The organism is Microbacterium sp. CPCC 204701 (genome assembly GCF_004010105.1).
Taxonomy (GTDB): domain Bacteria; phylum Actinomycetota; class Actinomycetes; order Actinomycetales; family Microbacteriaceae; genus Microbacterium.
This window is the reverse complement of record NZ_RRYE01000135.1, coordinates 1-7,351: the sequence shown is the minus strand read 5'-3', so window position 1 is coordinate 7,351 and position 7,351 is coordinate 1. Positions and strand designations below refer to the sequence as shown.

Sequence of the window (7,351 nt, the reverse complement as noted above, 5' to 3'; positions counted from 1 at the left end):
GCATCGGCGAGACCGAGCGCATGGACGCGACGGATGCCGCAGCGGCGACCGTCGCGCAGCTCCAGGCGGACCTCCACGGCGCACCGGCCGGCCCCGTCCTCGCCGCGTACGAGCCGGTGTGGGCGATCGGTGCGCCCGTGCCCGCGCCCACCCCACACATCGCCACCGTCACCCGAGCGCTCACCGAGGCGCTGGCCGCCGACCCGGCCCGTGGCGGAAGCGTCGTGATCTACGGCGGCTCCGCCGGCCCCGGCCTGCTGACCTCCCTCGGCGGCGCCGTCGACGGACTGTTCCTCGGCCGCTTCGCGCACGACCCCGAGGCCCTCATCGCCGTGCTCGACGAGGCCTCCGCCCTCGCCGCCGCCCGAACCGGAGCAGGCGCATGATCGGGCTCGGGACCTACGCCTTCTTCTGGCAGCACTCCGACCGAGCGCCCGAGCCGCTGTCGCTCGTCGGCGCGTTCGAGGCGACGAAAGAGCTCGGCGTCGACCTGTTCCAGATCTGCGACTACGCGCCGCTCGAGTCGATGAGCGATGCCGAGCTGACGGATGCTGCGGCGGCCGCACGCGACCTCGGACTCACGATCGAACTCGGCACCAAGGGCATCGAGCCCGCGCGGCTCGCGCGCTTTCTCGAGCTCGCCGAGCTCTTCGACTCGAGCCTCGTGCGCAGCATGCTCTTCTCCCCCGAGAACCGCCCGACGCTCACCCAGTCCGAGGAGTGGCTGCGCGCGGCGCTGCCGGCGTACGAGGCATCCGGAGTCGACCTCGCCCTCGAGACGTACGAGCAGGTCGCGACCGACGATCTCGTCGGCCTGATCGAGCGCATCAGCAGCGACCGGCTCGGCGTGTGCCTCGACCCGGCGAACGTCGTCGCGCGTCTCGAGCGCCCCCGCGACTGCGTCGAGGCGACCGCGCCGCACGTGAAGAACATCCACGTCAAGGACTTCGCGTTCGCGCGGCAGGCCGGCTGGGTCGGCTTCACCTACGGCGGTGCGCCGATGGGCGGCGGCCTCCACGACTATCCCCATCTGCTCGAGACCGTCCGCCCGCGCGAGCGCGGCATCAACGAGGTCGTCGAGCACTGGCTCTCCTGGCAGGCAGACCCCGAGACCACCATCCGCACGGAGCGGGAATGGACCCGCACCACCATCGAGTACCTGAGGAGCACATGATGAGCACGACGACGACCGACACCTACAAGATCGCCGTCATCGGCGCCGGCGGCAAGATGGGCATGCGAGTGTCGAACAACCTCGCACGAACCGACCACACCGTCTGGTACGTCGAGAAATCGCCCGCGGGCCGAGAGCGCACGACCGGCGCGGGTCGTGAGCTGACGGATGCCGCGACCGCCGTCGCCGACGCCGACATCGTCGTGCTGGCCGTGCCCGACCTCGCCCTCGCGTCCGTCACCGCCGAGCTCGTGCCGCAGGTGAAGTCGGGCGCGATCGTGCTGACCCTCGACCCGGCCGCCGCCTACGCCGGGCTGCTGACCACGCGCGAGGACGTCATCCAGGCCGTCGCTCACCCCTGCCACCCGTCGATCTTCCTGCAGCGCCAGAGCGCCGAGGAGTGGGCCGACACGTTCGGCGGCATCGCCGCGCCGCAGGACGCCATCGCCGCGATCGAGTCCGACGACCCGGCCAAGCAGGCCATCGTCGAAGCCACGGTCCGCGCCATCTACGCGCCCGTCATCGACGTGCACTGGGTGACGATCAAGCAGCTCGCGCAGCTCGAGCCGACACTCGTCGAGACGGTCGCCTGCATGATCGGCGACCTGCTCAACGAGGCGCTGCAGGAGGCCGTCGACACGATGGGCGTGCCCGAAGCGGCGGCGCGCAGCATCCTCTACGGCCACACGCAGGTGGCGCTCGCCAACGGCCTGCGCGGCGACAACCCGTTCTCGGACGCGTGCCTCATCGCGATGGACTACGGCCGTGAGTCGATCATCAAGGAGGACTGGAAGAAGATCTTCCGCGACGACGAGCTCGACAAGAATCTCGCGCGCATGCTGCACCTGGACAAGATCGAACGCTGAGATGCGGCAGCTCGACGGCAAGACCGCGCTCATCACGGGCGGCGCACTGGGCATCGGCCTCGCGGTCGCCCAGCGCTTCGCCCGTGAGGGGGCGCGCGTCATCCTCGCCGACCGCAACGGCGAGGGCGCCGCGACCGCAGCCGCCGCGATCGGCGAGAACGCGCGCGCCGTCACGATGGACATCTCGGACGAGGACGCCGTCACCGCAGGCTTCGCCGAGGTCGAGGCGGCCGGCTGGGCGCCCGACGTCGTCGTGGCCAACGCCGGCGTGCAGCTCTTCGGGCAGGACGCCCCGGTGGCCGACCTCGACCTCGACGTGTGGCGCCGCACCATCGACGTCAACCTGACCGGCACGTTCCTCACCGTCAAGCACGCGGTGCGCTCCCTGCTGCGGCGCGGCGGCGGCTCGATCATAATGACGGGAAGCCCGACCGCGGTGAACGGCGAGGGCAGGGACTTCACGGCGTACAGCGCGTCGAAGGCCGGCGTCCACGGACTGGCGCGCACCGTCGCCGCGGCATATGCCGATCGCGGCATCCGCGTCAACACGGTGCAGCCGGCGTACACCGAGACCCCGCTCGTCGCCGCCATCAGCGAGGACCCCGAGTTGCGCGCGGCGATCATCCGCCGCATCCCGATCGGCCGCGCGGGGACGCCCGACGATGTCGCCGGCATCATGGTGTACCTCGCGAGCGACGACGGCGCCTTCGCGACGGGTGCGACGTTCCAGGTCGACGGCGGCATGACCTCGCTCTGAGGCCGCCTCGAGCGCCCCGCCGCCGCCCTTCCCCCGCTGAGACGGCATCTGATCGACGAGAGTGCGGGTGTCACCCACCGTCTCATCCGTCAGGTGCAGTCTCAGCGGGAAGGGGTCGCGAGGAAGGGTATGGGGAGTACGAGGATGAAAGACATGACGGAGTGGTGGGACGACAGCGTCCGGGGGTGGCGAAGCGGCGAGTGGTCGCTCGAACTGCGCGACGACGAGTTCGCCGACATCGCCTACGACGGTCACGTCGTGCTGCGTTCGGTTCGCGCCGTCATCCGCGATCGCAACTGGGACACCGCAGCGCTCGTCGTCGACCGCGTCGACGAGTCCGACCTCGCCCTGACCCTCCATGTGCACTCCGAGGGGCTCGGGTCGGACCTGCGCGGGATCGTTCGCGCCGAGGTGCGGGGAGCGGGACGGCTCCGGGTGCTCACCGACCTCGAGTCCGCCACCGACTTCGAGACCAACCGCACGGGTCTGGTCGTCCTTCATCCGCCTGTGCTCGCAGGGGCAGAGCTCGACGTCCGCCACCCCGGCGGTGACGCTCTGCACACCCGGTTCCCCGCGCGCATCAGTCCGCACCAGCCGGCCTTCGACATCGCGGGCCTGTCGTGGTCGCACGACGGCCTCGACGTCGACCTGCACTTCGCCGGCGACGTGTTCGAGATGGAAGACCAGCGCAACTGGACGGATGCCTCGTACAAGACGTACAGCCGACCGCTCGCGCTGCCCTTCCCGTACCCGCTCGCCGCGGGTGAGCGGGTCGTCCAGTCGATCGACGTCACGGTGTCGGGTGCGCCCATGCGTGTCCCGGCGGACGCGGTGGCTCGCATCCGTCTCGAGGACGGGCCCGCGCTGCCCGCGATCGCGGTGTCGGCGGCGACCGCGCCCGATCCCGCACCCGCGAGGATCGACCCGGCGCCCTGGTCGGCGGTCATCGTCGAGCTCGACCTCGCGACGCGCAATTGGCGTGCCGCGCTGCGCCGGGCCGCGGCATCCGCTCTCCCCCTCGACGTGCGGTTCGTGCTCGCCGACGACGACACCACCGCCATCGACGACGCGGCCCACGCACTGCGCGACCTGCCTGTGGCACGCGTCACGGCATTCTGGCCGACGGGCCCCGCCCGCCACGTCTCCGACCTCGAGGCGATCGCGCTCCTGCGCCATGCCCTCACCGAAGCGGGCGTCGACGCGCTCGTCGTGGGCGGCGTGCGGTCGCACTTCACCGAGCTCAACCGCGAGCATCAGCGTCTGCCCCGGCGGCTCGACGGCGTGGTGTTCAGCAGCACGCCGCTCTTCCACAGCCTCGGCACGGCGCAGCTGATCGAGGCACTGCAGATGCAGCGCCTCGTCGCGACGCAGGGCGTCGAGCTCGCCGGCGGGCCTCTCGTTCACATCGGCCCGATCTCGCTGCGCCCGCACTTCAACGACGTCGCGACGACGCCCCCGCCGATGCCCTCGCACGACGATCTCCGTGACGGCTACGGCTCGGCATTGACGGTCTCCACGCCCCCTCCAGACGCCGCCGGCGCGTCGCCCGGAGCCTCCGGGCACGTGGGTTCAGCCGCGGACCCGCGTCAGTCGGCTGCCGAGCTGGCGGCGTGGACGGTGGCCAGCGCCGCCGCCTTCGCCGTGCCGGGGGTTGCGACGCTCGCGTACTTCGAGGAATGGGGCCCTCGCGGCGTCCGGGGGTCGGACGGCACGCCGTTCCCGGTCTTCGACGCCGTCACCGCGCTCGCGGAGCTCGCGCAGAAGCCCGGTCTGCGCGGCGACTCCCCCGACGGACTCGTGTGGGCGCTCGGGGCCCGCACCGAGGAGGGCACGACCGTTCTGATCGCCAACCTCGACCGCCGCGAGCGCCGTATCGAGGCCGAGACGCCCGCGGGCTCGGTCACCGCGACCTTGGCCGCCGGGACCTTGCAGCGCCTTTTCCTTCCCGCCGTCCCCTGAGCCACCGAGGAATCACATGACGACCGAGCGCTGGATGCGCCTGCTCGAAGACCACATTCGCGAGCACAGTGTGCAGATGACCCGGGAGCCGTCCGGCATCCTGGCCCATCCGTACACCGTGCCGAGCTCGCCGGACTCGCCGTACTACTCCGACGCGCTGTGGGACTGGGACTCGTGGTTCATCGGTGTCGTGCTGGGGCAGGTCGAGGCCGACACCGGGCAGGGTGGGCGCTTCGGCGCCTACGAAGAGGGCACGATCCGCAACTTCCTCGACCACACCGATGACGACGGCGTCATGCCGGTGCTGCTCAAGCCCGACGGACCGTTCCTCCACGCCGACCCGAGCCGAGCCTCCGGGTTCTCCGAGAACATGCACAAGCCCGTCCTCGCACAGCAGGCGGCGCTGCTCGCCCGCCGCCGCGGAAGCGCCGAGTGGATCCGTGATGACCTGCCGGCGCTGCAGCGCTTCCTCGAGCGCTACCTCGAGAGCCACATCCATGAAGAGACGGGCCTGGCGTACTGGCAGACCGATTTCGCGATCGGCGTCGACAACGACCCGTCGGTGTACTACCGGCCGGCGCGCAGCACGGCATCCGTCTATCTGAACTCGCTGCTGTACCGGGAGCTGCTCGCCTACGGGTCGCTCCTCGAAGACGTCGACGACGTGCGCGAGGCGAACCGCTGGCGTGCGCGCGCGCAGGACCTCGCCGACGCCATCGACGAGCACCTGTGGGACGAGCGGGACGGCACGTTCTACAGCGCCGACCTCGCGCTGCGTCCGATCGATCCCGACGACTGGCTGCACCGCGGCGCCCCGCGCTCGTGGTCGTCGCTGCTCCTGCGCGTCGACAACTGGTCGAGCTTCCTGCCGCTGTGGGCCGGGTTCGCCTCGCAGGATCAGGCGGAGCGGATGCGCGAGCGCGTGCTCGATCGCCGTACGTTTCGCGCGAACTACGGCATCCGCACGCTGTCGCGCCTGGAGAAGCAGTACAACCTGCGCGCCTCGAACAACCCGTCGAACTGGCTCGGCCCGGTCTGGGGCGTGAGCAACTACCTCGTCTTCCGCGGCCTGCTGAAGTACGGGTTCGCCGACGACGCGCGCGCGCTCGCCGAAGACACGGTGCGCCTCTTCGGCCGCGACCTCGAGACCACCGGGTCGCTCCATGAGTTCTACAACCCCGACACCGGCGAGCCGATCATGACGCGCAACTTCCAGAACTGGAACTTCCTGGTGCTCAACATGATCGCGTGGCTCGAGGACCGCCCGGTCGTGAGCGAGTTCTAGCTCACCTCACACGCTCACGGGCTGACGCGCAGGCGGCGTCCTCCGAAGCCGACGATGTCGCCGACCTTCAACTGCCGCCCGCGGCGGCGGTCGACCTCATCGTTCACCGTCACCTCGCCGTCGATGATCGCTTCTTTCACGTCGCCGCCCGAGTCGAGGAGGCCGGTGAACTTGAGGAACTGTCCGAGGCGGATGACCTCTCCACCGATCGAGACGTCGTCGATCGGAACCGGGTTCGTCATCCCCGAATGCTAGTCGAGACCGTCAGTCGGCATGCTCCGGCGGCCACACCACCGTGAAGCGCTCGAAGACGATCTCTTCGTCCTCCGACCATTCACGCCCGTGCGCTGCTGAGACGCGGGTCCAGTAGCGACGGTGCTCGCGCTGCCAGCTCTCGAGGCTCAGGTCGTCTTCGCCTTCGTCGGCGGCGAAGGCGGCATCGGCGCTCGCGAAGGGACCGACGCGCAGTTCGGTGCTCCGGATGACGATCCGCGGCACGCCTCGACCGTCACAGGCGATCCAGTGGGACCCGATCCGCGGTACGGAGTCGCCGCGCGCGACGAAATCTGCGACGAGTTCCGAGGTCGCCCGCTTCCTCCCGCTGAGCACGTGAGCGAGGAGCTCGTCGGCGAGCTGCTCGGAATCGCCGAAGTTCTCGATGGTGTACTCGGGGCACGCGGCGACGGCCTGCGGGTGCGCGGCGGCGTACTCCTGCCACATCCGCTTTCCTGCTTCGACGTCGACGTGGGGCACAGGCGAGGAAGTCACAGTCCATGGTCTCAAACGCGCAGCACCCGTCGAGCCCAGGTCGTCAGGCCTCGCGCCACACCCGGACGTCCCAGGCGCCGAGCTCCACCGCGGCGCCGGCGTCGTGGGTGGCGTCGTCGACGACGGATGCCACGGCCCGGGTCACGCCGACTGTCCGAGCCTGCGGCGACCAGTTGTGCGCCACCCACACCCGACCCCGGGCACCGGTCAGCGAGTGCACGGTGACCGTGCTCGGCCGTTCGGTCAGCGGGCTCGGCGCGCGCGCCGGGCCGGCGGCATCCGTCACCACCGCGGCGAGGGTCGTGCGGTCGAGGAGCGTCCCGACGAACGTCATGACGCCTGCGTCCACGGGTTGGCGGGTCACCGCGGCGTAGCGGCCCCAGTGCGGATGCCGGTAGCGCAGCACGACCTCGGCGCCGTCGGCCTCGAGCGCGTCGATCCAGCCGTGCGCGTGACCGGATGCCTCGGCCAGGCGTTCCGACGCGGGCTCGACGGCGACCGGCTCGGCGAGCGCGGCGAACTCCTGGTACCGCACGCCGGCG

The 7,351-nt window shown here is 70.9% G+C and carries 9 protein-coding genes; 6 read left to right on the top strand and 3 right to left on the bottom strand.

Going from position 1 to position 7,351, the window contains the following annotated elements:
- From EIO58_RS09675 to EIO58_RS09650, 6 genes are all read left to right on the top strand, one after another.
- A partial coding sequence (locus EIO58_RS09675; protein WP_205789205.1) for a triose-phosphate isomerase occupies positions 1 to 386 on the top strand: 386 nt, incomplete at its 5' end.
- The gene (locus EIO58_RS09670; protein WP_127819361.1) at positions 383 to 1,174 is read left to right on the top strand and encodes a sugar phosphate isomerase/epimerase family protein; all 792 of its coding nucleotides are present in this window, start codon (positions 383 to 385) and stop codon (positions 1,172 to 1,174) included. The genes EIO58_RS09675 and EIO58_RS09670, both read left to right, overlap by 4 nt.
- Positions 1,174 to 2,040 (top strand): phosphogluconate dehydrogenase C-terminal domain-containing protein, encoded by an 867-nt coding sequence (locus EIO58_RS09665; RefSeq protein WP_127819360.1) that lies wholly within the window; start codon positions 1,174 to 1,176, stop codon positions 2,038 to 2,040. Before EIO58_RS09670 ends, EIO58_RS09665 begins: the two co-directional genes overlap by 1 nt.
- A 1-nt stretch (position 2,041) precedes the next feature.
- On the top strand, positions 2,042 to 2,797 hold the full coding sequence (locus EIO58_RS09660) for an SDR family NAD(P)-dependent oxidoreductase (protein ID WP_127819359.1): 756 nt from the start codon (positions 2,042 to 2,044) through the stop codon (positions 2,795 to 2,797).
- A gap of 153 nt (positions 2,798 to 2,950) precedes the next feature.
- Complete coding sequence (locus tag EIO58_RS09655; protein ID WP_205789204.1) at positions 2,951 to 4,756, top strand: hypothetical protein; 1,806 nt, start codon at positions 2,951 to 2,953, stop codon at positions 4,754 to 4,756.
- 16 nt (positions 4,757 to 4,772) lie between these two features.
- Positions 4,773 to 6,041 (top strand): MGH1-like glycoside hydrolase domain-containing protein, encoded by a 1,269-nt coding sequence (locus EIO58_RS09650; RefSeq protein WP_127819358.1) that lies wholly within the window; start codon positions 4,773 to 4,775, stop codon positions 6,039 to 6,041.
- Positions 6,042 to 6,055: 14 nt separating this feature from the next.
- Here EIO58_RS09650 and EIO58_RS09645 read toward each other — a convergent pair whose 3' ends face one another.
- From EIO58_RS09645 to EIO58_RS09635, 3 genes are all read right to left on the bottom strand, one after another.
- Positions 6,056 to 6,283 carry an RNA-binding S4 domain-containing protein gene (locus tag EIO58_RS09645; RefSeq protein WP_127819357.1) on the bottom strand — a complete coding sequence of 76 codons (228 nt, stop codon included), beginning with the start codon at positions 6,281 to 6,283 and terminating at the stop codon, positions 6,056 to 6,058.
- Between the two features lie 22 nt (positions 6,284 to 6,305).
- A complete protein-coding gene (locus tag EIO58_RS09640) occupies positions 6,306 to 6,761 on the bottom strand; it encodes an ASCH domain-containing protein (protein ID WP_127819362.1) in 456 nt (151 codons plus the stop codon).
- A 91-nt stretch (positions 6,762 to 6,852) separates the two neighbouring features.
- The coding region (locus EIO58_RS09635; RefSeq protein ID WP_205789203.1) for a beta-galactosidase trimerization domain-containing protein at positions 6,853 to 7,351 on the bottom strand (499 nt) is incomplete at its 5' end.

Excerpts from the sequence above, each read along its gene's own strand:
- EIO58_RS09670 (WP_127819361.1), top strand. The coding sequence starts at position 383 with ATGATCGGGCTCGGGACCTACGCCTTCTTCTGGCAGCACTCCGACCGA.
- EIO58_RS09665 (WP_127819360.1), top strand. The coding sequence starts at position 1,174 with ATGAGCACGACGACGACCGACACCTACAAGATCGCCGTCATCGGCGCC.
- EIO58_RS09660 (WP_127819359.1), top strand. The coding sequence starts at position 2,042 with ATGCGGCAGCTCGACGGCAAGACCGCGCTCATCACGGGCGGCGCACTG.
- EIO58_RS09655 (WP_205789204.1), top strand. The coding sequence starts at position 2,951 with ATGACGGAGTGGTGGGACGACAGCGTCCGGGGGTGGCGAAGCGGCGAG.
- EIO58_RS09650 (WP_127819358.1), top strand. The coding sequence starts at position 4,773 with ATGACGACCGAGCGCTGGATGCGCCTGCTCGAAGACCACATTCGCGAG.
- EIO58_RS09645 (WP_127819357.1), bottom strand. The coding sequence starts at position 6,283 with ATGACGAACCCGGTTCCGATCGACGACGTCTCGATCGGTGGAGAGGTC.
- EIO58_RS09640 (WP_127819362.1), bottom strand. The coding sequence starts at position 6,761 with ATGTGGCAGGAGTACGCCGCCGCGCACCCGCAGGCCGTCGCCGCGTGC.